The sequence below is a fragment of the Streptomyces sp. a15 genome (assembly GCF_059026085.1).
Window position 1 is genome coordinate 1 of sequence record NZ_JBWLKM010000265.1, and the last position, 757, is coordinate 757.

Consider the following 757-nt stretch of genomic DNA (forward strand, 5'->3'; position numbering starts at 1 on the left):
TGTGCTGGTGCAGCCCGGAGATGATCTTGATGAGGGTGGACTTGCCGGCGCCGTTGTCGCCGAGCACGCAGGTGACCTTGCCGGGGTGGACGGCCAGGCTCACACCGTGCAGGGCGCGGATGTTGCCGTACGCCTTGCCCGTGGCCTTCAGCTCGACGACCGGGGCGTCTTCGGATGTGATGTCGTGGGTGGTTGTCATGGGGTGGGTCACCTCCGGGTCGCCGCGCGGCTGACCCACAGATTGATGAGGGTGGCGCCGAGGAGCATCACGCCGAGGAAGGCCTTGAACCAGTCGGGGTTCCAGCCTGCGTAGACGATGCCCTGCTGGACCATGCCGAACATGAAGGCGCCGAAGACGGGGCCGATCGCGGAGCCGTAGCCGCCGGTCAGCAGACAGCCGCCGATGACCGCCGCGGCGATGTAGATGAGCTCCTGGCCCACGCCCTCGCCGGACTGGACGGTGTTGAAGGAGAACAGCTGGTGCATGCCGACGAACCAGGCACCCAGGCCGACCAGCATGAACAGGGAGATCTTGGTGAAGGTCACGGGCACACCGACGGCCCGCGCGCTCTCCTTGTTGCCGCCGACGGCGAAGATCCAGTTGCCGTACTTGGTGCGCAGCAGCACCCAGGTGGCGATCGCGGCGAAGACCAGCCACCACACGACTGTGATCTTCACCTGGACGCCGCCGACGTCGAACGAGGACGCGAAGATCTTCTTGGCCTGGTCGAAGCCGTCCATGTCGCTGATGTCGTCG

2 protein-coding genes are annotated in these 757 nt (G+C 66.1%); both read right to left on the reverse strand.

Features of this window, described 5'->3' with window-relative positions; all coding sequences use genetic code 11:
* Positions 1–199, reverse strand: a 199-nt coding sequence (locus tag AC5P09_RS52045) for an ATP-binding cassette domain-containing protein (RefSeq protein ID WP_493880644.1), incomplete at its 3' end; no start/stop codon positions are given.
* A gap of 8 nt (positions 200–207) precedes the next feature.
* On the reverse strand, positions 208–757 hold a 550-nt coding region (locus tag AC5P09_RS52050), incomplete at its 5' end, for an ABC transporter permease (RefSeq protein WP_493880645.1).